Source organism: Kitasatospora sp. NPDC059795 (genome assembly GCF_042732175.1).
Classification (GTDB): domain Bacteria; phylum Actinomycetota; class Actinomycetes; order Streptomycetales; family Streptomycetaceae; genus Kitasatospora.
The window spans coordinates 674852-697274 of record NZ_JBHWID010000002.1 but is presented as its reverse complement, the minus strand read 5'-3'; the positions used below and the strand labels follow the sequence as shown (position 1 = coordinate 697274).

Annotated in this window: 20 protein-coding genes and 1 riboswitch; of the genes, 1 reads left to right on the top strand and 19 read right to left on the bottom strand. The window is 72.0% G+C overall.

All coding sequences use genetic code 11. The annotated features are described in order from the left end of the window. Positions 1 to 139: 139 nt before the first annotated feature. From ligA to ACFV4P_RS07000, 9 genes are all read right to left on the bottom strand, one after another. On the bottom strand, positions 140 to 2539 hold the full coding sequence (ligA, locus tag ACFV4P_RS07040; protein ID WP_380468118.1) for an NAD-dependent DNA ligase LigA: 2400 nt from the start codon (positions 2537 to 2539) through the stop codon (positions 140 to 142). After that, entirely contained in the window at positions 2536 to 3507 is a 972-nt protein-coding gene (locus ACFV4P_RS07035; protein ID WP_380468183.1) for a methionine synthase, read from the bottom strand. The genes ligA and ACFV4P_RS07035 overlap by 4 nt, the downstream gene beginning before the upstream one ends. 83 nt (positions 3508 to 3590) lie before the next feature. Beyond that, positions 3591 to 4403 carry an alpha/beta fold hydrolase gene (locus tag ACFV4P_RS07030; RefSeq protein ID WP_380468116.1) on the bottom strand — a complete coding sequence of 271 codons (813 nt, stop codon included), beginning with the start codon at positions 4401 to 4403 and terminating at the stop codon, positions 3591 to 3593. Between the two features lie 77 nt (positions 4404 to 4480). Beyond that, positions 4481 to 5170: an SDR family oxidoreductase gene (locus ACFV4P_RS07025; RefSeq protein ID WP_380468114.1), complete on the bottom strand. Its 690-nt coding sequence runs from the start codon at positions 5168 to 5170 to the stop codon at positions 4481 to 4483. Between the two features lie 8 nt (positions 5171 to 5178). Then, complete coding sequence (locus tag ACFV4P_RS07020) at positions 5179 to 5712, bottom strand: TIGR00730 family Rossman fold protein (RefSeq protein WP_073814072.1); 534 nt, start codon at positions 5710 to 5712, stop codon at positions 5179 to 5181. 77 nt (positions 5713 to 5789) lie between these two features. Further along, on the bottom strand, positions 5790 to 6917 hold the full coding sequence (gene mnmA, locus ACFV4P_RS07015; RefSeq protein WP_380468112.1) for a tRNA 2-thiouridine(34) synthase MnmA: 1128 nt from the start codon (positions 6915 to 6917) through the stop codon (positions 5790 to 5792). A 41-nt stretch (positions 6918 to 6958) separates the two neighbouring features. Continuing rightward, the gene (locus ACFV4P_RS07010; protein ID WP_380468110.1) at positions 6959 to 8350 is read right to left on the bottom strand and encodes an MFS transporter; all 1392 of its coding nucleotides are present in this window, start codon (positions 8348 to 8350) and stop codon (positions 6959 to 6961) included. A gap of 104 nt (positions 8351 to 8454) precedes the next feature. Beyond that, on the bottom strand, positions 8455 to 8949 hold the full coding sequence (locus ACFV4P_RS07005) for a MarR family winged helix-turn-helix transcriptional regulator (protein WP_380468108.1): 495 nt from the start codon (positions 8947 to 8949) through the stop codon (positions 8455 to 8457). 51 nt (positions 8950 to 9000) lie between these two features. After that, positions 9001 to 10182, bottom strand: a complete 1182-nt coding sequence (locus ACFV4P_RS07000; RefSeq protein WP_380468106.1) for a cysteine desulfurase family protein — start codon at positions 10180 to 10182, stop codon at positions 9001 to 9003. Between the two features lie 103 nt (positions 10183 to 10285). Between ACFV4P_RS07000 and ACFV4P_RS06995 the strand changes: the two genes are divergently transcribed. Next, entirely contained in the window at positions 10286 to 11107 is an 822-nt protein-coding gene (locus ACFV4P_RS06995; RefSeq protein ID WP_073814083.1) for an IclR family transcriptional regulator, read from the top strand. 4 nt (positions 11108 to 11111) lie between these two features. Here ACFV4P_RS06995 and ACFV4P_RS06990 read toward each other — a convergent pair whose 3' ends face one another. The 10 genes from ACFV4P_RS06990 to ACFV4P_RS06945 all read right to left on the bottom strand — a co-directional run bounded on the left by ACFV4P_RS06990 (position 11112) and on the right by ACFV4P_RS06945 (position 22075). Then, a complete protein-coding gene (locus ACFV4P_RS06990) occupies positions 11112 to 11771 on the bottom strand; it encodes a trimeric intracellular cation channel family protein (protein WP_380468104.1) in 660 nt (219 codons plus the stop codon). A 45-nt stretch (positions 11772 to 11816) separates the two neighbouring features. Beyond that, on the bottom strand, positions 11817 to 12596 hold the full coding sequence (locus tag ACFV4P_RS06985) for a ferritin-like domain-containing protein (RefSeq protein ID WP_380468102.1): 780 nt from the start codon (positions 12594 to 12596) through the stop codon (positions 11817 to 11819). 143 nt (positions 12597 to 12739) lie between these two features. After that, entirely contained in the window at positions 12740 to 13654 is a 915-nt protein-coding gene (locus ACFV4P_RS06980) for a DUF6891 domain-containing protein (protein WP_380468100.1), read from the bottom strand. Between the two features lie 116 nt (positions 13655 to 13770). Continuing rightward, positions 13771 to 14820 (bottom strand): ABC transporter ATP-binding protein, encoded by a 1050-nt coding sequence (locus ACFV4P_RS06975; protein WP_380468098.1) that lies wholly within the window; start codon positions 14818 to 14820, stop codon positions 13771 to 13773. Between the two features lie 28 nt (positions 14821 to 14848). Next, entirely contained in the window at positions 14849 to 15913 is a 1065-nt protein-coding gene (locus ACFV4P_RS06970; RefSeq protein WP_380468096.1) for an ABC transporter ATP-binding protein, read from the bottom strand. Beyond that, entirely contained in the window at positions 15910 to 16908 is a 999-nt protein-coding gene (locus tag ACFV4P_RS06965; protein WP_073814093.1) for an ABC transporter permease, read from the bottom strand. Before ACFV4P_RS06965 ends, ACFV4P_RS06970 begins: the two co-directional genes overlap by 4 nt. Positions 16909 to 17029: 121 nt before the next feature. Further along, the gene (locus tag ACFV4P_RS06960) at positions 17030 to 18790 is read right to left on the bottom strand and encodes an ABC transporter substrate-binding protein (protein WP_380468094.1); all 1761 of its coding nucleotides are present in this window, start codon (positions 18788 to 18790) and stop codon (positions 17030 to 17032) included. Between the two features lie 28 nt (positions 18791 to 18818). Further along, positions 18819 to 19817: an ABC transporter permease gene (locus tag ACFV4P_RS06955; protein WP_380468092.1), complete on the bottom strand. Its 999-nt coding sequence runs from the start codon at positions 19815 to 19817 to the stop codon at positions 18819 to 18821. A gap of 546 nt (positions 19818 to 20363) precedes the next feature. Next, a complete protein-coding gene (locus tag ACFV4P_RS06950) occupies positions 20364 to 21188 on the bottom strand; it encodes an enhanced serine sensitivity protein SseB C-terminal domain-containing protein (protein ID WP_073814099.1) in 825 nt (274 codons plus the stop codon). Positions 21189 to 21307: 119 nt separating this feature from the next. Continuing rightward, entirely contained in the window at positions 21308 to 22075 is a 768-nt protein-coding gene (locus ACFV4P_RS06945; protein ID WP_380468090.1) for an enhanced serine sensitivity protein SseB, read from the bottom strand. Positions 22076 to 22213: 138 nt separating this feature from the next. Then, positions 22214 to 22318, top strand: a riboswitch (glycine riboswitch). Positions 22319 to 22423: the final 105 nt, after the last annotated feature.

The window sequence follows — 22423 nt, the reverse complement described above, 5'->3', positions numbered from 1 at the left end:
TAAGCCGGGGTCCGCCGCAGGGGCGCACTTTCCGGTCACCTCCGAGCGCGACGTCATATCCGCGCGCTGCTCAGTGACACAATGCCCGATTTCACTCTCGAACACCCGACCGGTCCGGCATCAGGACGGTAACGACCTGTCAGGAAACCTGCTCCTCCGGTACTTCTCCGGCATTTTCCCCACCGGCCGAGCCGCCCGCGTCGCCGCTGCTCTCGCCGCCGCCCTCGCCGCTGCCCTCGCCCTCGCCCTCGCCCTCGCCCTCGCCCTCGCCCTCGACGGCCAGTCCCAGATGCCGCCGGGCGGCGTCCGCGCCCTCCGCCAGCAGCACCTCGAAGCCGGCGTCGTCGAGCACCGGGACACCGAGCTGCACCGCCTTGTCGTACTTACCGCCTGGGTTGTCGCCGACCACCACGAAGTGGGTCTTCTTCGACACCGATCCGGTCACCTTCGCGCCGCGCGAGGTCAGCGCCTCCTTCGCGCCGTCCCGGGTGTGCCCGGCGAGGGTGCCGGTGACCACCACCGTCAGCCCCTCCAGCGGACGTTCGCCCGGCTCCTCGCCGGCCTCCTCGGTGAACCGCACGCCCGCGTCGCGCCACTTGCGGAGGATCTCGCGGTGCCACTCCTCGGCGTGCCACTCCTTGATGGCCCGGGCGATGGTCGGCCCGACGCCCTCGACGGCGGCGAGTTCGGTCTCGTCGGCGGCGAAGATCCGGTCCAGGTCGCGGAATTCGCGGGCCAGCTCCTGCGCGGCGACCGGGCCGACGTGACGGATCGACAGGCCGTTCAGGAACCGCCACAGCGGGCGGTCCCTGGCGGCGCGCAGGTTGTCCAGCAGCACGCCGGTGTTCTTCTTCGGGGCGCCGGCGGTGGTGGCGAAGAAGGACGTCTTCTTCTCCTTGCCGGTCTTGTCGTCCAGCTTGGGCATGCCGGTCTTCGGGTCGCGCACCAGCACCTTGATCGGCAGCAGCTGGTCCTCGGTCAGGTCGAAGATGTCGCCCTCGTCCTTGACCGGCGGGTCGGCGGGCTCCAGCGGCTGGGTGAGCGCGGTGGCCGCGACGTAGCCCAGGCCCTCGATGTCCAGGCACTGGCGGCCGCCGAGGAACGCGATCCGCTCGCGGATCTGCGCCGGGCAGTGCTGGGCGTTCGGGCAGCGCAGGTCGATGTCGCCCTCGGACATCGGGCGCAGCTCTCCGCCGCACTCCGGGCAGTGGGTGGGCATCTCGAACGCCCGCTCGGTGCCGTCGCGCAGGTCGTAGACCGGGCCGAGGATCTCCGGGATCACGTCGCCGGCCTTGCGCAGCACGATGGTGTCGCCGAGCAGCACGTCCTTGGCCTTGACGATCTGCTGGTTGTGCAGCGTCGCGTACTGCACCATCGAGCCGGCCACCTTCACCGGTTCGGCCAGCACCGCGTACGGGGTGGCGCGGCCGGTGCGGCCGATGCCGATCTTGATCTCGGCGAGCTTGCCGGTGACCTCCTCCGGCGGGTACTTCCAGGCGATCGCCCAGCGCGGCGACTTGGAGGTCGAGCCGAGCCGGCCCTGCAGGGCGATCTCGTCGACCTTGACGACCACGCCGTCGATCTCGTGCTCGACGGAGTGCCGCTGCTCGCCGAAGTACGCGATGAACGCCCGCACGTCGTCGAGCGAGCCGACCACCTTGTTGTGCTTGGCCGTCGGCAGGCCCCAGTCGTGCAGCAGCCGGTAGGCGTGCGACTGGCAGTCGATGTCGAAGCCGACCCGGGCGCCGATGCCGTGCACCACCATCCGCAGCGGGCGGGAGGCGGTGACCAGCGGGTCCTTCTGGCGGAGCGAACCGGCGGCGGCGTTGCGGGGGTTCATGAACAGCCGGATCATCGCCCGCGGTCGCTTGCCCTCCTCGGCGCGCTCCTCGTTCTCTTGCCGGCGGCGCTCGTTCTCCTCCGCGAAGGAGGCGTTCAGCGCGTCGAACTCCTCGGTGGGGAAGTACACCTCGCCGCGGATCTCCACCAGCGCCGGGATGTCGTCGCCCTTGAGCCGGTGCGGGATCTCCTTGATGGTGCGGACGTTGGCGGTGATGTCCTCGCCGACCCGGCCGTCGCCGCGGGTGGCGGCCTGCACCAGCACGCCGTTCTCGTACGTCAGGTTGACGGCCAGGCCGTCGACCTTCAGCTCGCACAGGTAGTGGTAGTCGATGCCGGAGAGCTCGGTGGCGACGCGCTCGGCCCAGGCGGCGAGTTCGTCGGCGTCCATCGCGTTGTCCAGGCTGAGCAGCCGCTCCCGGTGCTCGACCGGCGCGAACAGCACGGTCGGCGCGCCGCCGACCTTCTGGGTCGGCGAGTCGGGCGTCACCAGGGCCGGGTGCTCGGCCTCCATCGCCTCCAACTCGCGCATCAGCCGGTCGAATTCGGCGTCGCTGACGGTCGGCGCGTCCAGCTCGTAGTACCGGGAGCGGTGCTCCTCGATCTCGGTCGCCAGTTCGGCGTGCCGGGTCCGCACCTCCGCCGGGATGTCCTCCCAGCCCTCCACCGCAGCCGCCACCGGGCCCTCCTCGCTCGTCACTCCGGGTTGTCCACCAGGCTCCGCGCCGCCTTCACGGCCTGTGCCAACGCCCGCCGGGCATACGCCGGGGACGCCCCCGCCAGCCCGCACGTCGGCGTCACCACGACCCGGCGGCCCAGGAGCTCCGGGGCCAGCCCCAACCTGCGCCACAACGTCCTGACGCCGTGGACACTACCGGCCGGGTCCGACACTGCATTTGATTGAACCGCAGTGACGTCGCCGGACGGCACCACACCGGCGAGGATCAGCGTGCCGCCCTCGACCGCCTCGCCCAGGTCGTCGTCGTCACGCTCCGTCAGGAACGCGAAGTCCAGGCTGATGCCGGCCACTCCGGCCCGGCGCAGCAGCGGGATCGGCACCTTCGGCGCACAACTGTGCACCACCACGGGCGTGTCCACGCCGCGGATCACCTCGCGCAGCGTCTGCTCGGCGAGCTGGCGGTCGACGGCGCGCAGCCGCTGGAACCCGCTGGCGGTCTTCACCGAGCCGGCCAGCACGGCGGGCAGCAGCGGCTCGTCCAGCTGCAGCACGATCGTTGCTCCCGGCACCCGGCGGCGGACGTCCTCCAGGTGCCGGCGCAGGCCCTCGGTCAGCGACCCCGCGATGTCCCGGCAGGCGCCCGCGTCGCTGAGCGCCTTCTCGCCGTGCCGCAGCTCGATCGACCCGGCCAGCGTCCACGGCCCGACCGCCTGGATCTTCAGCAGCCCCTGGTAGCCCTGGGTGTACTCCTCCAGCGCGTCCAGGTCCTCCCCCAGCCAGGACCGGGCCCGCTTGGTGTCCCGGCCCGGGTGGTCGGTGAAGCGCCACCCGCTCGGCTCGGTCTGCACGAACAACTCGGTCAGCAGCCCCGCGCCCCGCCCGATCATGTCGGCCCCGGGCCCGCGCCCGGGCAGCTCCGGCAGGTGCGGCAGCTGCTCCAGCTCGGCCATCACCCCCCGGACCATGTCCCGCACATCCCCGCCGGGCATCGACCCCACCCCGGTTGCGGCCCCGGCCAGCTCTCCGAAAACGTCCACGTCAGTCACGGGACAGAGCCTACGCAGCGTTGCGCTCAGGCGGCATCGAGGAAGCCGGTCAGGGTGCGCACGAACTCCTCGGGGTGCGACACGTGCGGGACGTGGCCGGCTCCCTCCAGCGTCCTGACCTCGGCCCGGGGCAGCGCCTCGGCGAGGCGGGAGATGATCGCCGCGAACCACGGCGGGCTCTCGGTGCCGGTGGTCAGCAGCGCGGGGCCGGGGTAGCCGGACAGCCCGGCGAGATCGACGAACGGCCAACCAGGGTCAGCCTGTTCGTCGAGGAAGGTGGGGGCGTTGGTGAGAACGGTCTCCCGGAGCTCTTCCGGGAGCTGGTCCCAGACGCCCGGCCCGAAGGCGACCTCCTCGACGAACTGCCGCGCGCCCGCGAGGTCCTCGCCCGCGCGCAGGTGCGCGAACACGGACTCCAGCCTCTCCCCCATCGCCCGCACCAGGGGCTCCAGCTCGGGGTCCTCCCCCACGATCCCCATCAGCGGGGGCTCGTGCACCGCGATGCTCCGGAACAGCTCGGGGCGCCGCGCCACCAGCCCCAGCGCCGTCGAGCCCCCGAAGGAGCTGCCCGCCACGTGCGTCGGTGCCAGGTCGAGCGCCTCCGTCAGCGCGGCGAGATCCTGCTCGTCCTCGGTCCGCGTCCCCTGCCCCGCGGGGCGTTCGCTCCGGCTGTGCCCCCGCCGGTCGTAGACCAGCACCCGGTACCGCTCGGCGAGCGCGGGCAGCACGGCGGCCCACGTCCCGTGGTCGCTCCAGGACCCGTGGACCAGCACCAGCGGCTCCCCGTCCCCCGCCAGCTCGTAGTAGAGCCCGACCCCGTTCACCCTGATCACCGGCATGCGACCGCGCTCCTCACCCGGTGGGGCCGCGACGACGGCCCCCGCCCCTCCAGTGGACCGCAGGCCCGGGCCCCCGGCTACTGGCCGGGGCGGACCGTGATCTCGGTGATCTCCGCGTCGCGCGGCAGGTCGAGTGCGGCGAGGATCGCGGTGGCGACCGACTCCGGGGCGATCCACTTCGACGGGTCGTACTCCTTGCCCTCCTGCTGGTGCACCTTCACCTGCATCGCGGTGGCGGTCCGGCCGGGGTAGACCGAGGTGACCCGGACGCCGTGGGCGTGCTCCTCCTGTCGCAGCGCGTCGGCGAGCGCCCGGGTCGCGAACTTGCTCGCGGCGTACGAGCCCCAGGTCGGGTCGGCGCGCAGCCCGGCGCCGGAGTTGACGAAGACCACGTGTCCGCGGGCGAGCCGCAGCGAGGGGAGCAGCAGGCGGGTGATCTCGGCGGGGGCGACGGTGTTGACGTTCAGCTGCTGCTGCCACGCCTTGACGGGGGTCTCGCCGATGGTGCCGAGTTCGACGACGCCGGCGATGTGCAGCAGCGAGTCGAGTTCGACGGGCAGCGCCTGGTGGCCGAACGCCCAGGACAGCTTGGCCGGGTCGCCGAGGTCGCCGGCCAGGGTCTGCGCGTCCGGGTAGCGCTCGCGCAGCTGGGCGGCGCGGCGGGCGTCGCGGGCGAGCAGCCAGACCTCCTCGCCGCGGGCGGTGAGGAGGTCGGCGATGGCGGAGCCTATGCCGGAGCCGGCGCCGGTGATCAGGTGGACACCCATGGGATTCCTCAGTTCTGCTGGACGGTCGCGAGGGCGAGGGCTTCGGCGGGAGTCTGCGCGAAGGACACCAGCTCGGCGAGCGGGCGCGGCAGGAAGCCGTCGCGGTCCATCCGTTCGAGCTGGGTCCGCATCCCGTCGTAGAAGCCCTCGGTGTCGAGCAGCACCACCGGCTTGTCGTGGTGGCCGTGCTTCTTCAGCTCCAGCACCTCGGTGACTTCGTCCAGCGTCCCGAGCCCGCCGACCAGCACCACCAACGCGTCTCCGCGCGCCAGCAGTTCGGCCTTCCGCGTCGCCAGGTCCGGCGTCACCACCAGCTCGTCGGCGCCTTCGTACGCCTTGTGCCGCAGGAACTCCACCGAGATCCCGACCAGCCGCCCCCCGGCCTGCTGCACCTCGTCGGCCAGCAGCCCCATCAGCCCGGTGTGCGACCCGCCCCACACCAGCGTGTGCCCACCGGCCCCGAGCAGCCGGGCGAACTCCGCCGCCGGAGCGGTGTACTTGGCATCGAGCAGGTTCGCCGAACAGAAGACCGTGATGTTCATAGTGCAACCAGTCCTATCACCGCCCGCCACGCCCGGGTCAACCCGATAACGACCGGCTGCGGAACGGCCGGACAGGCCTACTCGGCCCGCTCGGTGCTCGCGATGGTCGCCGAGCCGACCACCCGGGTGCCGTCGTACAGGACCACGGCCTGGCCGGGGGCGATGCCGCGGGCGGGGGTGTCGAGGCGGACGTGGAGCCGGTCGTCCGTCAGGGTCGCCGTCACCGGGACCTCTTCGCCGTGGGCGCGGAGCTGCGCGGTGTAGCGGCCCTCGCCGGCGGCGGGGGTGCCGCACCAGCGGGGGCGGATGGCGGTGAGGCCGTGCACGTCGAGGCCGCTGGCGGGGCCGACGGTGACGGTGTTGTCGACCGGCGAGATGTCGAGGACGTAGCGCGGCTTGCCGTCGGCGGCGGGCCGGCCGAGGCGGAGGCCCTTGCGCTGGCCGATGGTGAAGCCGTACGCGCCGTCATGCTCGCCGAGCTTGGTGCCGTCGGTGTCGAGGATGTCGCCGGTGGCGGTGCCGAGGCGTTCGGCGAGGAAGCCCTGGGTGTCGCCGTCGGTGATGAAGCAGATGTCGTGGCTGTCGGGCTTCTTGGCGACGGCGAGGCCGCGCCGCTCGGCCTCCTCGCGGATGACGTCCTTGGTGGTGTCGCCGAGCGGGAACAGCGAGTGGGCGAGCTGGTCGGCGTCGAGCACGCCGAGCACGTACGACTGGTCCTTGGCGCCGTCGACCGCCCGGTGCAGTTCGCGGGTGCCGTCGGGCAGGTCGACGATCCGGGCGTAGTGGCCGGTGCAGACGGCGTCGAAGCCGAGCGCGATCGCCTTGTCGAGCAGCGCGGCGAACTTGATCTTCTCGTTGCAGCGCAGGCACGGGTTGGGGGTGCGCCCGGCGGCGTACTCGGCGACGAAGTCCTCGATGACGTCCTCGCGGAAGCGCTCCGCCAAGTCCCAGACGTAGAACGGGATGCCGATCACGTCGGCGGCCCGGCGGGCGTCCCGGGAGTCCTCCAGGGTGCAGCAGCCGCGCGCGCCGGTGCGGAAGGACTGCGGGTTGCTGGCGAGCGCCAGGTGGACGCCGGTCACCTCGTGGCCGGCTTCGACGGCCCGGGCGGCGGCGACGGCGGAGTCGACGCCGCCGGACATCGCGGCGAGCACGCGCAGACGGCCGGTGGACGGGGTGGTCGGGGCGCCGGGGAAGTCAGTCATAAGGAGTCCAGCGTAACGGGGGCCGGGCGCGCCCCGGACGGTCAGTTGGCCACCAGGACGGGCGGCTCGGCCGCGGTCGCGACCGCGGCGGTGCGCGCGGGCAGCGCGGTGGCCAGCAGGAACGCGCCGAACAGCAGCGCGGCGGCCACCCCGAAGGCCAGGTGGAAGCCCCCGACGGGGGATTCGGAGCCGCCCGCCAGCGCGGTGAGGACGGCGACGCCGAGCGCCGCGCCGACCTGCTGGGTGGTGTTGAGCACGCCGGAGAGGAGTCCGGCGTCCTCGGGCCGGGCGTCGGCCATGCCGAGGGCGGTGAGCGCGGTGGCGGCGAGTCCGAATCCGGCGCCGAGCAGCATGGTGGGCAGCAGGTCGGTGGCGTAGTCCAGGTGTCCGGCGGGCAGCCGCACCAGCAGGCCGACGCCGACGGTGAGCAGGGCGAGGCCGGCCAGCAGGGTGCGCCGCTCGCCGAACCGGCCGATCGCGCGGGCGGCGACCAGCAGCGAGACCACGCCGATGGCGAGCGCGGCGGGCAGCATCGCCAGGCCGGTGCCGAGCGCGCCGTAGTGCTGGACGTTCTGCAGGTAGAGCGCCAGCAGCACCTGGAAGCCGAACATCGCGGCCAGCATCAGGACCTGCGCCAGGTTGACGAGGGCGGTGCTGCGCCGGGCGAGGATCCGCAGCGGCAGCAGCGGGGTGGCGGCGCGGGCCTGCCGCAGCACGAACGCGGCGAGCAGGACGATCGCGCCGGCCGCCAGGGCCCACCCGTGCGGGCCGCCCTCGACGATGGTGTACACGCCGAGCATCAGCCCGCCGGTGACCAGCACCGCGCCGGGGACGTCCACGCCGCCCTTCGTGCGGCCCGCCGCGTCGCGGGGCAGCAGGCGCAGGCCGGCGAGCAGCGCGGCGGCGCCGATCGGCAGGTTGATGAAGAAGATCCAGTGCCAGCCGAGGCCTTCGGTGAGCACGCCGCCGAGCACCTGGCCGAGCGAGGCGCCGGCCGAGCCGGTGAAGCCGACGGCGCCGAACGCCTTGGCCCGGTCGACGGGTTCGGGGAACAGCCCGACCACCATGCCGAGCCCGACCGCGGAGGCCATCGCCCCGCCGACGCCCTGCAGGAAGCGGGCGCCGATCAGCATCCCGGAGCCGGCGGCGAGGCCGCACAGCACGGAGGCGACGGTGAACGCGGCGATGCCGGCGAGGTAGATCCGGCGGCGGCCGAGCAGGTCGCCGAGGCGGCCGGCGAGCAGCAGCAGGCCGCCGAAGGCGATCACGTAGGCGTCCACCACCCAGGCCACTCCGGCCGGGCCGATGTGCAGGTCGTCCTGGATGGCGGGCAGCGCGACGGTGGTGATCGAGCCGTCCAGGACCACCATCAGCATGCCGGCGCAGACCACCGCGAGGGCCAACCAGCGGGCGCGTGACGGGTTTTCGGACATGGGTGTCTCCCTCCCCGGGGCGCGCGGACGTGCGCTCCCCCAACAAAGAGAGACCGTAGCAGATAGTTTTGTAATAGACGTTTTAAAACGGGACGGCCCGCCGCCTACTGCCGGGGCCGGCGCGGCCGCCGCACCGCCTTCTCCGCCGCTCCGCACGGCTCCGCGCCGTCGGGCAGCCGCTGCAGCTTGACCAGGGCGTCCACCAGCACCTGCCGCTCCCCCGGCGAGAGTTCCTCCAGCGCGGCGGCGTGCACCCGGTCCACGATCGCCATGCCGCGCCGCACCAGCTCCTCGCCGGCGGGGGTGGCCCGGATGATCCGGGCGCGCCGGTCGGTGGCCGACGGGCAGCGCTCGGCGAGGCCGTCGCGCTCCAGTTCGTCGGCGGTGACCACCATGGTGGTCTTGTCCAGCCCGGCGATCGCGGCCAGCTGCGACTGGGTGCGATCGGCCTCCATGGCGTGCAGCAGCACGCAGTGCTTGCGCGGGGAGCTGTCGATCTCCGCCAGCGCCAGCGACAGGCGGGTGTTCATGGCGTGGCCGGTCTGCACCAGCAGGCCGGTGAGGTCGCGGACGGTCCGCTCCGGGACGGGAGAGTTCATCCCCCCAGAGTAAGTCCGGCGGCAGATTGTTCCGCTACGGATCGAATCCGGTCAGCGGGAGGCGCGCACCAGGCCGGCCCGGCGGGCCCGCTCCACCGCGCCGGGCAGCGCGGCGGCCAGCGCCTCCACGTCCGCCCGGGTGGAGGTGTGGCCGAGCGAGAACCGCAGTGAGGCGCGGGCGAGTTCAGGGGTCACGCCCATCGCCAGCAGCACGTGGCTGGGCTGCGGGACGCCCGCCGAGCAGGCCGAGCCGGTGGAACACTCCACACCGGCCGCGTCCAGCAGCATCAGCAGCGCGTCGCCCTCGCAGCCGGGGAAGGAGAAGTGCGCGTTGGCGGGCAGTCGGCCCGCCGGGTCCGGGTCCCCGTTCAGCAGCGCCTCGGGCGCGGCCGCCCGGACCACCGCGACCAGGTCGTCCCGCAGCATGCCGACACCCGCCGCGCACTCGGGCTGCCGTTCGACGGCCAGCGCCGCCGCCACCGCGAACCCGGCCGCACCGGGCACGTCCAGCGTCCCGGAGCGGACGTCGCGCTCCTGGCCGCCGCCGTGCAGCAGCGGGACGGGCGTGGCCGCGCGCGACAGCAGCAGCGCGCCGACCCCGCAGGGGCCGCCGACCTTGTGGCCGGTGACGGTCAGCGCCGTCAGCCCGGAGTCGGCGAAGGACACCGGGACCTGGCCCAGCGCCTGCACCGCGTCCGCGTGCATCGGAATGCCGAACTCGGCCGCCACAGCGGCGAGTTCACGGATCGGCTGGACGGTGCCGACCTCGTTGTTGGCCCACATCACGGTGACCAGGGCGACCGTCTCCGGCGCCCGCCCGATCGCCTCGCGCAGCGCCTCCGGGTGCACCCGGCCGACCGCGTCCACCGGCAGGTACTCGACCTCGGCGCCCTCGTGCTCGGCCAGCCAGTGCACCGCGTCCAGCACCGCGTGGTGCTCGACCGGGCTGCTCAGCACCCGGCGACGGGCCGGATCGGCGGCCCGGCGGGCCCAGAACAGGCCCTTGACCGCCAGGTTGTCGGACTCGGTGCCGCCCGCGGTGAGCACGATCTCGCTGGGCCGCGCGCCCAGCGACTCGCCCAGCGACTCCCGGGACTCCTCGATCACCCGACGGGCCCGCCGCCCGGCGGCGTGCAGCGAGGAGGCGTTGCCGACGACCCCGAACTGCGCCGTCATCGCGGCGATCGCCTCGGGAAGCATCGGGGTGGTGGCGGCGTGGTCGAGGTAAGCCATAGCGGGTCCAGTGTAGGCGGCCCACGGGTCACGATTTGGCCATTGCACCCTCTGCAACGCGCCGTTAGCCTTCCGGCCACGCCGCTGTGAGAGGGGGAGGGCCGTGTCCCAGACGGTCGACCGCGCGCTGACCATCCTGGCCTCGCTCGGCGAGGGCCCGGCCTCGCTGGAGCAGGCCGCGGCCCGGATCGGCGTGCACAAGTCCACCGCCCTGCGGCTGCTGCGCACCCTCCAGGAGCACGGCTTCGTCACCCGGCAGTCCGACCACCGCTACCGCCTCGGCGGCCGGCTGTTCGCCCTCGCCCACCAGGCGCTGGAGGGCATCGACATCCGCCAGGTCGCCGCCCCCTACCTGGCCGTCCTCAACGAGCGGTACGGGCACACCGTCCACCTGTCGGTACTGGAGGGCGACGAGGTGCTCTACCTGGACAAGGTGGACGCCCGCTACCCCGACACCGGCCGCGGCCGGCTCGCCGAGGACGCCCGGATCGGCCGCCGCGCCCCGGCGATGGCCACCGCCGCCGGCAAGGTGCTGCTGGCCGACCTGCCCGCGGACCGGCTCGCCGCGTTCCTCGCCGAGGCCGAACTCCCGGCCCGCACCGCGCAGCCCGCCCGCGACCCCGAGGAGGTGCGGGCCGAACTGGCCGAGGTGCAGCGGCTCGGCTGGGCCGCCGACCAGGCCGACCACCACGAGGCGCTGAACTGCATCGCCGCCCCGATCGCCGGCACCGAGGGCACCGCGATCGCCGCCTGCTCGATCTCCGCCCCCGACCGGGTCGCCTCCGTCGTCGAGCTCAGCAAGCTGCTCCCGGAGCTGCTCTGCACCGTCGAGGCGATCTCGCTGGCCTACGGCGGCTCCCCCACCCCCCGCTGGTGCGAGAACCGCTGCGGCGCCAAGCACGCGGTGCGCGCCGCCCGCGACTGAAGCGCTACTCCTCGCCGACCCGTGAGCCGTTCCGGTGCCAGGCCCGCGGTGCACGCCAGCCGTACCTGAGCGCCAGCATCCGCACCGTGAACGCGGCCACCGCCGCCAGCGCGGCGTTCACCGGGGTCAGCTGCCCGACGGCGATCAGCAGCGCCGTGATCGACGCGCCGATCAGCGCCGGCACCGCGTAGATCTCCCGGTCCCAGCGCAGCAGCGACGGCGGCTCCATCGCCAGCACGTCGCGCACCACGCCGCCGCCGGCCGCGGTCAGCATCCCGCAGGCCACCGAGGCGACCGCGCCGAGCCCGTAGTCGTGCGCCTTGATCGTGCCGGTGACGGCGAACAGTCCGAGGCCCGCCGCGTCCAGCACCATCACCGCCCGGTTGATCCGCTCCACCTGCGGGTGCAGGAAGAACACCACCACCCCGGCCACCAGCGGGGTCGGGAAGTACCCGGAGTTGGTGAACGCGGCCACCGGCAACGCGCCGATCACCAGGTCCCGCAGCACGCCGCCGCCGAGCGCGGTGGCCTCGGCCAGCACGCAGATGCCGAAGATGTCCATGTTCTTGCGGACGGCCATCAGACCGCCGGACAGGGCGAAGACGAAGATGCCCACCAGGTCGAGCACCTGTTGGACGTCGTGCGGGAAGATCTCGGATGTCACCTGGTCAGTGTCCACGCCGGCCCACCGGCACCCGTCGCCGGGCGGTCAGGCGAACGACTCGTGCGGCGCCGGCCCGCCCAGCGCGTTCCGCTTCGCCGGCATCCGCAGCGTCGTCATCCGCCGCCAGCCGCCCGCCCGTTCGTACCCGTACACCGTGTGGATGCCCGCCGTCAGCGCCGCCGACTTCGCCCGCGGCCAGCGCAGCAGCTCCGCCAGGTGCGCCATCACGGCCAGGCTGACGTCCCGGTAGGTGCGGATCTCCGCGCGCGCGGTGTCCTGCAAGGTGTCCAGGATCGACCGGCCGTGCCCGTGGTACGCGAGCCGCAGCAGCTCCTCGTGGCAGAACGCCAGGTGGTTGTCCTCGTCGTTGGAGATCATCCGCACCGCCCGGCCCAGCTCCGGGTGGTCGCCGAAGATCCGCTTCAGCATCCGCATCTGCTCGGACGCCCGCTGCTCGGTCACCCGGGAGTGCGCCAGGTACGTGATCACGTCCTGCTCGGTCAGCGGCTCGTCCCGGCGCAGCCGGGCGTGCGCCAGGCCGATGCCCTGCCGTTCCAGGATCATCGTGTAGTCGGTCTCGTCGGGGACGTCGGTCGGCTCCAGGCCGCGCTTGTGCATCAGCGCCTTGAAGATCCGCCCGTGCTTGTCCTCGTCCGCGCCGTGCCGGGCCACCTTCGGGGCCAGCTCCCGGTCCGGGACGAGCCGGGCGATCCGGCCGTTCTCCCAGCCGCCCTGGTCCTCCCCCTTGGCCGCGATCGAGCAGAACAGCCGGAACGCCCGGTCGTCGTCGTGGATCTCCTGGAACAGACTGCGGGCCGACAGCATGGTGACCTACCCCTCGCGCGGGAGCCGGGACATTCCGGTCCAGCTCAAGGCACCCCCACCCCCCGGGCAACAGCTCACGTCCCCCGCTGCGCCGGACGGAGGACAGCCGTGCCGCGCTCGGAGTAGGGCCTGTCCGGGCGGCACTAGCCCACCAGCCGGCGCCGCCAGTCCAGGCCGGTGACCCGGATCGCCCGGTCCGGGCTGCCGTCCCAACGGGCCGTCAGTCCGACCTCCGCCAGCGCCGCGACGACCTCCCGGCCGACCGACTCCGTGGTCCGCTCCGAGCCGTCCCAGCCGCCGTACAGCAGCCACAGGTCCTGGCCGGCGGCGGCGCCCTCGGCGCTCTGGGAGTGGAAGTACACGAACCCGCGCGAGCCCTCCGCCGCCTCGGCGCCGATCTCCTCCTGGCCGCAGTTCCGGCAGCAGGTGAAGTTCTCCCGGGCCGTGATGCCGGCCGCCTCCAGCGCGGCGAACGCCCTGGTGACCCGTTCCGGGTCGGTCTCGCCCGTCCACGTCCGCTGCTCGGCGACCCGCTCCAGCCACAGCCGCTCCGCGAGCTGCTTCGCCTGGGCCGCCGTCACCGGCCGGTCGTCACCGTCGACCAGGTACTCCTCCGCGAGTTCGGCGCACTCCGCGAGGGTCGTGTACCCCGCCGCGAGCAGGTTGCGCACCTCCGCGACCAGGCTCGCCCCGTCCTCCTCGGGCAGCTCCAGCGGCGCGGGCTCCGGGTCCGGCCCGAAGTCGATCCGCTCCCACTCGACGCCGGCGTCCCAGTCGGCGTCCTCGCGCGACCACCCGAGCAGCAGCTCCGCGACCCGCTCCAGTGCGGGCACCCGCGTCGCGTAGTGCCGCGACGGGCTGCCCGCCCGGTGCTCCACCGTCCACCCGTCGCCCTCGGGGCAGGCCTGCGCGTACGTCTCCGGCAGGTCCGGCACCCGCTGCACCACCAGGAACGCGCCCTGCCACGCCCCCATGTCCCGCACCATGTCGACCAGTTCGTCCTCCGAGACGCGCACCCTGGCGTTCTCGTCCTGGTCCGTCACCGCTATCTCCAGCATGCGGCGACCCTCCCACCCGCCACTGTCAGTGAGCGGGCGCACGAACGGCGAGGTCCGCCCGCGGAGGGGACTCCCCTCCACGGGCGGACCTCGAAAGTCGGCACCTGCTCCGGTGCCTACTCCGGCGCGTTCTCCGGGAAGTGGCAGGCCACCTGGTGCCCCGGCCGCGCGGCGGCGAGCGGGGGCTCCTGGCCGGCGCAGATGTCCTGCGCCTTCCAGCAGCGCGTCCGGAACCGGCACCCGCTCGGCGGGTTGAGCGGCGACGGGACGTCACCGGTGAGCAGGATGCGCTCGCGGCGCTCCTTGCGCTGCGGGTCCGGCACCGGCACCGCGGACATCAGGGCGTTGGTGTACGGGTGCATCGGCTTGGCGTACAGGGAGTCGCGGTCGGCGATCTCCACCACCTTGCCGAGGTACATCACGGCGACCCGGTCGGAGACGTGCCGGACGACCGAGAGGTCGTGCGCGATGATCAGGTAGGTCAGGCCGAGCTCCTGCTGGAGGTCGTCCAGCAGGTTGACCACCTGGGCCTGGATGGAGACGTCCAGGGCCGAGACCGGCTCGTCCGCGACGATCATCTTCGGGCGGAGGGCCAGCGCGCGGGCGATGCCGATGCGCTGGCGCTGGCCGCCGGAGAACTCGTGCGGGTAGCGGTTGTAGTGCTCGGGGCTGAGTCCGCAGAGTTCCAGCAGGTCCTGGACGGCCTTCTTGACGCCGCCCGCGGGGACGGCGTTCTGCAGCTTGAACGGCGCACCGACGATGGTGCCGATGGTGTGCCGCGGGTTCAGCGAGGAGTACGGGTCCTGGAAGATCATCTGGATGTCGCGGCGGTACGGCCGCATCGCCGCGACTCCCAGGTGGGTGATGTCGGCGCCCTCGAACTCGATCTTCCCGCCGGTCGGTTCGTCGAGTCGGGTGACCAGACGTCCCATGGTGGACTTGCCGCAGCCGGACTCGCCGACCACGCCGAGCGTCTCGCCGGCCATGACCTCGAAGTCGATGCCGTCGACGGCGCGCACCGCGCCGACCTGACGCTTCAGCAGGCCCTTGGTGACCGGGAAGTGTCGGGTCAGCCCGGTGACCCGCAGCAGGGGTTCACGGTCCGGGCCGGGTGCCTGGGCGGGCACCTTCGCGGCCTGCGGGGCCGCCGTCTGGCTGTCCGTCATCGGTTGTCTCCAAGTGGGTGGTACGTGCTCACAGCCGGGGCGCGATCTCTTCGGTGAAGATCCGGTGGCGTTCGGCGATCGGCAGGTGGCAGGCGGCGTAGTGCCGGGGCGCGGCCTCGGCGAGCACGGGCACCTCGCCGGTGGAGCGGCCGCCGGTGAGCTCGGCGTACGGGCAGCGCGGGTGGAACGCGCAGCCGGACGGCACGTTGATCAGGCTCGGCGGGCTGCCCTTGACCGGGATCAGCCGGTCCTGGAGCTCCCGGTCGAGTCGGGGCATCGAGCCGAGCAGACCCCAGGTGTAGGGGTGCTCGGGGGATTCGAAGATGGTCGCGGCGGGGCCGCGCTCGACGGGCTTGCCGCCGTACATGACCAGGATGTCGTCGGCGATCTCGGCGACGACGCCCAGGTCGTGCGTGATGATGATGACCGCGGAGCCGAACTCCTTCTGCAGGTCCCGGATCAGGTCCAGGATCTGCGCCTGGACGGTGACGTCCAGGGCGGTGGTCGGCTCGTCGGCGATCAGCAGCGACGGGTCGTTGACCAGGGCCATCGCGATCATGGCGCGCTGGCGCATGCCGCCGGAGAACTCGTGCGGGTAGTTGTCGACCCGCTTGTCGGGCTGCGGGATGCCGACCCGGTCGAGCATCTCGACGGCCCGGGTCCTGGCCACCTTCTTGGAGGTGCCGGGGTGGTGCGCCCGGTAGGCCTCGACGATCTGGGCGCCGACCGTGAAGTACGGGTGCATCGCGGTCAGCGGATCCTGGAAGATCATCGCCATCTTGTGGCCGCGGAGTTGGCGCACCCGGTCGGGGTTTGCGGACACCAGGTCCTCGCCGTCCAGCCAGATCTCGCCGGAGATCTGCGGGGCGCCGCGCTTGGTGCCGGTGCGGTGCAGGCCCATGATCGACAGCGAGGTGACGGACTTTCCGGAGCCGGACTCACCCACGATGCCCAGGGTCTTCCCGCGCTCCAGGTCGAAGCTCAGGCCGTTGACGGACTTGACCAGTCCGTCGTCGGTCGGGAAGTGCACCTTCAGGTCGCGAACAGAGAGGAAGCTCTTGTCGGCCAGGTTGGGCTTGTCGGTGTTGCTCATGCCAGCCTCACCCGGGGATCGACGACGGCGTACAGCAGGTCAACCAGCAGGTTGGCCATGACGATGAAGAACGCGGCGAAGAGCGTCACGCCCATGATCACCGGCAGGTCGCTGGAGGCGATCGACTGGACCGCCTCGTAGCCGAGTCCGCGCAGGTTGAACGTGGACTCGGTGAGCACCGCGCCGCCGAGCAGGCCGCCGAGGTCCATGCCGAAGACGGTCAGGATCGGGGTCAGCGTGGAGCGCATGGCGTGCTTGCCGATGACCACGGGTTCCTTGAGGCCCTTGGCACGCGCGGTGCGGATGTAGTCCTCGCCGAGCACGTCGAGCAGGGTGGCGCGACTGAGTCGGGCGTAGGTCGCGGCGAACAGGAAGGCCAGGGTGATCCAGGGCAGTACCAGCCCCTGGAACCAGGCCACCGGATCGTTCGCGAAGTCCGTGTACTTGCTTGGGAACCAGCCGAGTTGGTGCACGAAGACGGCGAGCGAGACCAGGCCGGTGAAGTACATCGGCAGCGAGACGCCGGCCAGCGCGACGGACATGGTGATGCGGTCCAGCGCGGTGCCGCGGCGCAGCGCGGAGACGATGCCGGTGGCGGTGCCGAACACCAGCCAGAGCACCGAGGCGCCGACGGCGAGCGAGAAGTCCACGCCGACCCGGTCCAGCAGCAGCGGCCAGACCTCCCGCTCGGTCTTGAACGAGTAACCCAGGCAGGGGGCGTAGCAGTGGGTCATGTCGGTGCCGGCGTTGTAGTCGCGGCCGACGACGATGCCCTTCAGGAAGAGCCAGAACTGTTCGACGATCGACTTGTCGAGGCCCATCTTGTGGCGGATACCCTCGACGGCCACCTTGTCCGCGATCTTGCCCACATAGAGCAGCGCGGGGTCGGTTCCGGTGAGCTTGGGCACCATGAAGAAGATGCCGAAGGTCACCGCAGCGACCACCAGCAGCATGAGGACGACGTTGATCAGTCGCCTGAAGAGATACACGAGCACTGCGGTCGGCCCTGCCACGGGCCGGCCGGACTTCCCCGGTGGGGGACTGATCCGGCCGGCCCGGGCAGGGCCTTCACCTGCCCTTCGGACTAGCGGTGCGAACTAAAGGGGGAAGGTCAGGTCACTTGCCGTCGTTGACGCCGAGGGCCTGGAAGTCCACCTCGCCGAACGCGTCGGTGATGTAGACGTTGGTCAGGCGCGGGTTGCGCCAGTTCAGGGCCTTGTCGGCGACGATCGGCAGGTAGTAGGCGCCGTCGATCACCTTGTGGTTGATCTTCTTGTAGAGGTCGGCGGCCTTGGCCGGGTCGGTCTGCTGCGCGGCCTGGTCGAACCAGCCGTTGACCTCGGGGTCGTTGATCTCGGCGTAGTTGCTGTTGCCGTTGCTCGGGATGAAGCGGCCGTCCATCAGGGGCTGCATGTAGCCGGAGCCGGTCGGGTAGTCGGCGCCCCAGCCCATCACGATCAGGCCGTAGCCCTTGGACTTGACCACGTCGGGCGCGCCGATCTCGGAGGCGATCAGCTTGCCGTCGTACTGCTGGACCGTGACGTCGATGTTGACGGCCTTGAGGGCGGTCTGCAGCGCCACCGCGGAGTTGACCTCCTTCGGCTTGTTGCCGCGGACCGCGATGTTGGTCTTGAAGCCCTCCGGCTTGCCGCAGGCCTTCAGCTCTTCCTTGGCCTTCTCGACGTTCGGCTTGCCCTGGGTCAGGTTGAACGGGTCGTAGTTGTCCGAGCCGAGGATGTTCGGGGGCAGCATCGAGCCGTAGATCGAGCCGGCCACCGAGCCGCCGCGGGCGGTCTGCAGGGCGGTGGTGTCGGCCGCGTACAGCACCGCGTTGCGGCAGTGCTGGTTGTCGAACGGGGCGACCGACGGGGCCAGCGTGATGTAGCGGATGAAGCCGTTGTACGGGTCGTCGGTGTTGGCCTTCAGCGAGTCGTCCTGCAGCACCTTGACCTGCGCGGCCTGCGACAGGCCGGTCTGGGCCCAGTCGAGGTCGGCGCTGTTCGCCAGCAGCTGCTGGTCCATGTCGTCGGCGTTGGTGGTGACGGTCAGCTTGACGACGTCCGGCAGCGCCTTGCGGAACGGGTCGGAGGCCGGGTCCCAGTTCTCGTTGCGGACCAGCTCGTAGCCCTTGCCCGGCTCGGCCGACTTGAACTTGTACGGGCCGGAGGAGACCGGCTTCTCGCCGTACTTGGAGCCGGTGTCGAGCTTCTGCGGGACCGGCGCGGCCGAGCCCATGGCCAGCAGGTACGGGAAGTCCGAGTTGGGCTTCGCCAGCTTGAAGACGATGGTGGTGTCGTCCGGGGTCTCGACCGTCTTCAGGCCGAGCTTGTTCGGGTCCGTGTCGGTGTACGGGCCCTTGTAATCCTGGCCCTGGTCGAGCTCGTTGATCAGGTAGGTCGGGCCACCGGAGATGACGTCCTGCGCGAAGATGCGCTCGACGCCGTACTTGATGTCCTTCGAGGTGATGACCGAGCCGTCCTCGAACTTCAGACCCGGCTTCAGCTTGAAGGTGTAGGTCTTGCCGTCGGCGGCGATCTCCGGCTGGGCTGCGGCCAGGTCGGGGACCAGCTTCAGGCCGTCCTTGCCCGGCTTGCCGTCGAAGGCCAGCAGGGTGCGGGAGTAGAAGCGCTCGAAGTTCCACACCGAGGCGTAGTACGCGCGACCGGGGTCGAGCGAGTCCACGTCGGTGGTGGTCCACATGTTGAGGGTGCCGCCCTTCTGGGTGGACGGGTTCACCACCTTGTCGACGGCCGCGTTGAAGCCCGCGCCGCCCTTGTTGTTGCCGCCCGTGTCGTTCTTGCTACCGCCGCACGCGGTGGCGGTGAGCGCGAGGGTGGCCGCGAGGGCGGCGACCGCGAGCGTCCTGTTTCGCTTCATTGGTTGGAGAACCTCCAGAGTCGCGGGCTCAGTTGCCCTTGGGGTCGAGCGCATCGCGCAGGCCGTCACCGAAGAGGTTGAAGGCGAGCACGGTGATGAAGATGGCGAGGCCGGGCACCACCATGTACATGGGGTCCGCCTGGTAGATCCGGACCGCTTCGGAGAGCATCTGCCCCCAGGACGCGGTCGGCGGCCGGACACCGGCCCCGAGGAAGCTGAGCGCCGCCTCGTTGAGGATGTTGGTGGGGATGATCAGGGTCGCGTAGACCAGGATCGGCGCCACCAGGTTGGGCAGGAGTTCGCGGAACAGGATGTGGGTGCGGCCGGCGCCGAGGCTGCGGGCCGCGTCCACGAACTCCCGCTCGCGCAGCGACATCGCCTGGCCCCTGACGATGCGTCCGATGTAGGGCCAGCCGAAGAAGCCGATGACGAAGACCAGGATGAGGGGTCGCAGCCACTGGTCCGGGATGCCGAACGCCGAGGTGGGCATCACCGACACGAGGGCGATGCTGAACAGCAGCTGCGGGAAGGCCAGCAGGATGTCCATGACCCGGCTGATGAACGCGTCCACCCAGCCGCCGAAGTAGCCGGCCGTGACGCCCATGACCACGCCGATGCAGACCGACAGCACGGCCGCGCCGAGCGCCACCAGCATCGAGATCTGCGCACCGTAGAGGATCCGGGAGAACACGTCGCGGCCGAACGTCGGGTCGACGCCCAGCAGGAAGTCGCCGCTGATGCCGCCGAACGAGCCCCTGGGCAGGCCGAGGTCCGGGTTGATCTGGTCCGGGTGCGGTTCGTTCGGCGGGTGTCCGAACATGGAGGACAGCACCGGCGCGAAGATCGCGGCCAGCACCAGCAGGATCACCACGACACCGCCGGCCAGGGCGACCTTGTCGCGCTTGAGGCGGTCCCAGGCGATGCGGCCCGGCGAGCGACCCTCGATCTTCTTGGCCGGCGCGGTGGTTGACGCACCGTCAGGCTGAGCGCCGGACGGCGGACCCGAGGTCTCGGTGGGTGTGGTCATGAGTCAGTTCGTTCCCCTCGCCGACGGTGGCCGGCCCACGGAGTCGCGTTTGGTGCGGAAGGCAGAGCGGTTGCGGTGGTGCCGGGTGCCGATGCGGCGGTGCAGAAGTGCGTTTGGCAAGCAGAGCGTTACGGGGTGGTGCCGAGGACGCCGGGTGGATTGCCCCGGCGCGCATGGTGCGGCCGCACGGAGATGCGCATCGTGCGGTTCATGCTGTGGCGGCGGCACGTTCACCTTCGTGAGGATCGTCTCGCGCTCCGCATTGGGCAGCACTCTCTGTCATGGGATGTACCCGACGGAAGACCCTCATGACGAAGGATGCCTAACTGTGATCTGCCCGCATGCACAACCGTTGCGCTGGCATATCGCTCTTCACACAGGGGTCACACGCCCGTCAAGAGTCGCTTTGACGACACCCCGCCATTGGCGGGGAAACGCCAGGTGGCGCCGGTGGCGCCGCGCGTAGACCCCGGGAACGCGAAAAGCCCCCGCCCGCCTCGGGAGGAGGCGGGGGCGGGGGTTTTCGGACGTTTTGTCAGAACTCGGTCATCGACCCGGGTATCCCGGCCACTGGGGCCCCGGCCAGCCCGGTGCGGGCCCGGACGGTGGTTGCGCTGCGTAACCGAAACCGGTGGGGTAGGGACCGGCCGCGGCCTGCCGGTCGAAGAACGGGCGGGTGCCGGCCCGCAGCCACATCGCCACCGGGTCGAACTCGTCGGCCATCAGCACGGTCGAGACGGCCGGCCCCTCGGGGGCCTGCGCGGCGGCCCGCTGCACCAGCGCCCGGGCGGCCTCCACGGCCGGCGGCGAGGTGTCGTACAGGTCCAGACCGATCGCCAAGTGCGGTTCGCCCAGCACCGGTTCGACCCAGGCCCGCCAGAGCGAACGCAACGGGCGTACCTCGGCGGCCTGTTGGTTCAGCACGGCGAAGAACTGCGGTGCCTGGCCGGTCGGTTCGGAGATCCGCAGCGGCCCGGCCGGCAGCCGGTCCAGGCCGACCGCGATCCGCCGGAGGTCGGCCCACGGCACGCCGATGCCGCCGCCCGGGCGGTGCGGGTCCAGCCACAGGCCCCAGCGGGAGCGGTACAGCGAGCCGGCGATCTCCGGCCCGGACACCACCTCGTGGCCGCGCGACCAGCCGCTGGCCGTCAGCTGCCCCGGCGAGGTCACACAGGGCGCGTAGCCGTGCCCGCCGACGTCCATGTTCCCGTACTGGGCGTCCGGGCTGCCCGGGCTTCCGTGCCAGAGCAGCATCCAGACCTGCCCGTGCGCGAGGGCGCGCAACAGCCCCTCGTACGCCTCCCAGCGCTCCGGTGCGACCGCTCCGAGGGCGCGCTCGATCGCGCCCGGGTCGCCCGCTGCTCCCGTCACGTCGCCGCCCTCTTTCTCGACTTCCCTCGTCCGCCCGTCCACCGCCCCGCGGTGTGCCGGGGCAACCCTATGGGTCGCGCCCGTCAACCGTCATGCCGCCGTACCGGATCCCTCGGGCCTCACGGCCGCACGTAGAAGGGCTGTACCCGCCCCAGCAGCCAGTCCACCACCGGGTCCGCGACCAGGTCGAGCAGCACCAGGTGGACGCCCCAACTCGGCGGCGCGGTTCCGAGCGCCCGGCCGAGCGCGAGGTTGACGTCGCCGGGGTCGGCCGGGGACGCCGGGTCCAGCTGGACGCCGATGTACAGCAGGGTCGACTCGCCCTCCACCCGGGCCAGCGCCCGACGGGCCGTCAGCACGCCCGGCACGGCGGCGAGTTCACCGGTGGCGGCGGCCAGGAAGGCGTACGGCTCCTGGTGCGGCTCGGGCTCCTTGAGCGCCACCCGGGCCCCCTCGGTGACGCCCTGCGCCTCCCAGTCCTCGCCGCGCGGCCCGCGCCGCAGCTCCCCGACGCCCTCCGGCGGCACCGGGATGCCCACCGGCGCCTCGGGGTTGACCGCGACGCCGATGCCCAGCGGCAGACCCCGGGCGAACTCCCACATCGGGGCGATCGCGAACGGGATGCCCGGCGCGTGCTGCAGGTACAGCTCCTGCGAGCTGTACACCGGCACGTAGGGCGCGCCGGCGAGCTCCAGGGTCGGCAGGTCGAGCGAGCCCGACTGCGGATCGGCGCCGGACGGCAGCGGGATCCACACCTGACTGCGGGCCAGCACCTCGATCACCCGGGGCGTCGCCCCCGGGTCGCCCAGGGCCGCCATCAGCACCTGCTCCAGCTCGTTGGCCGGCCAGCTCCCGCCTTCCGGAACCTGACCCAGCGGGAACCCCATCTCGCCCCTCCACACTCACGGTTGCGTTCAGGTTAGCGGCGTCGGCGGGCGGGCCGGTGCGAGTGTGATCCATCCCCACTGCCGCAAGCACCCCGCGGCATGCCATGATGGGCCCGCCCTAACTTCATACCGGCCGCTCGAACCCGCGCGGGAGAGCCGGAACGACCGTCACCCGGTCGCGACCGGCGCCGAAGGAGCAAGTCCTCCCCGGAATCTCTCAGGCCCCCCTACCGCCCGGGCGAGGCAGATCTGGAAAGTGGACACGGCCGTGCCGTGCGCCCACCCACGGTGCAAACCGCCATCCTGTCCGGGATGCGGTGAAGCTCTCAGGTTCGACGACAGACGGGG

What these genes read in the sequence shown, in the direction of transcription:
- ACFV4P_RS07000 (WP_380468106.1), bottom strand. Translation starts at nt 10,182, where the DNA reads ATGGCTTACCTCGACCACGCCGCCACCACCCCGATGCTTCCCGAGGCG.
- ACFV4P_RS06970 (WP_380468096.1), bottom strand. Translation starts at nt 15,913, where the DNA reads ATGAGCAACACCGACAAGCCCAACCTGGCCGACAAGAGCTTCCTCTCT.
- ACFV4P_RS06985 (WP_380468102.1), bottom strand. Translation starts at nt 12,596, where the DNA reads ATGCTGTCGGCCCGCAGTCTGTTCCAGGAGATCCACGACGACGACCGG.
- ACFV4P_RS07010 (WP_380468110.1), bottom strand. Translation starts at nt 8,350, where the DNA reads ATGTCCGAAAACCCGTCACGCGCCCGCTGGTTGGCCCTCGCGGTGGTC.
- ACFV4P_RS06975 (WP_380468098.1), bottom strand. Translation starts at nt 14,820, where the DNA reads ATGACGGACAGCCAGACGGCGGCCCCGCAGGCCGCGAAGGTGCCCGCC.
- ACFV4P_RS07025 (WP_380468114.1), bottom strand. Translation starts at nt 5,170, where the DNA reads ATGGGTGTCCACCTGATCACCGGCGCCGGCTCCGGCATAGGCTCCGCC.
- ACFV4P_RS07005 (WP_380468108.1), bottom strand. Translation starts at nt 8,949, where the DNA reads ATGAACTCTCCCGTCCCGGAGCGGACCGTCCGCGACCTCACCGGCCTG.
- ACFV4P_RS06980 (WP_380468100.1), bottom strand. Translation starts at nt 13,654, where the DNA reads ATGCTGGAGATAGCGGTGACGGACCAGGACGAGAACGCCAGGGTGCGC.
- ACFV4P_RS07020 (WP_073814072.1), bottom strand. Translation starts at nt 5,712, where the DNA reads ATGAACATCACGGTCTTCTGTTCGGCGAACCTGCTCGATGCCAAGTAC.
- ACFV4P_RS07030 (WP_380468116.1), bottom strand. Translation starts at nt 4,403, where the DNA reads ATGCCGGTGATCAGGGTGAACGGGGTCGGGCTCTACTACGAGCTGGCG.
- ACFV4P_RS07035 (WP_380468183.1), bottom strand. Translation starts at nt 3,507, where the DNA reads ATGCCCGGCGGGGATGTGCGGGACATGGTCCGGGGGGTGATGGCCGAG.
- ACFV4P_RS06945 (WP_380468090.1), bottom strand. Translation starts at nt 22,075, where the DNA reads ATGGGGTTCCCGCTGGGTCAGGTTCCGGAAGGCGGGAGCTGGCCGGCC.
- ACFV4P_RS06960 (WP_380468094.1), bottom strand. Translation starts at nt 18,790, where the DNA reads ATGAAGCGAAACAGGACGCTCGCGGTCGCCGCCCTCGCGGCCACCCTC.
- ACFV4P_RS06955 (WP_380468092.1), bottom strand. Translation starts at nt 19,817, where the DNA reads ATGACCACACCCACCGAGACCTCGGGTCCGCCGTCCGGCGCTCAGCCT.
- mnmA (WP_380468112.1), bottom strand. Translation starts at nt 6,917, where the DNA reads ATGACTGACTTCCCCGGCGCCCCGACCACCCCGTCCACCGGCCGTCTG.